Raw genomic sequence first — 230 nt, 5'->3', positions numbered from 1 at the left:
AGATACCCAGTTTATCACCTGGGAACATCCGTTGATCCACAAGGGCCTCGACCTGATTCTTTCGGGCGATACCGGTAGCTGTGCGCTGACGCTGCTGAAGAACAAGGCGCTGCCGGTCGGGACGCTGCTGGTCGAGATGATCTATGTGGTTGAAGCGCACGCGCCGAAAAGCCTGCAGCTCACCCGCTTCCTGCCGCCAACGCCGGTACGTTTGCTGATGGATCGTGCCG

Annotated in this window: 1 protein-coding gene; it reads left to right on the top strand. The window is 59.6% G+C overall.

Translation table 11 applies throughout. From position 1 onward, the window contains the following. Positions 1-230 (top strand): hypothetical protein (locus KVT28_RS27345; protein WP_217551493.1); only part of this gene is annotated, 230 nt, incomplete at both ends.

Source organism: Pantoea sp. GbtcB22 (assembly GCF_019091025.1).
Classification (GTDB): domain Bacteria; phylum Pseudomonadota; class Gammaproteobacteria; order Enterobacterales; family Enterobacteriaceae; genus Pantoea; species Pantoea leporis.
The sequence above is the reverse complement of the archived record's forward strand: the minus strand, read 5'-3'. Positions and strand labels throughout refer to the sequence as shown.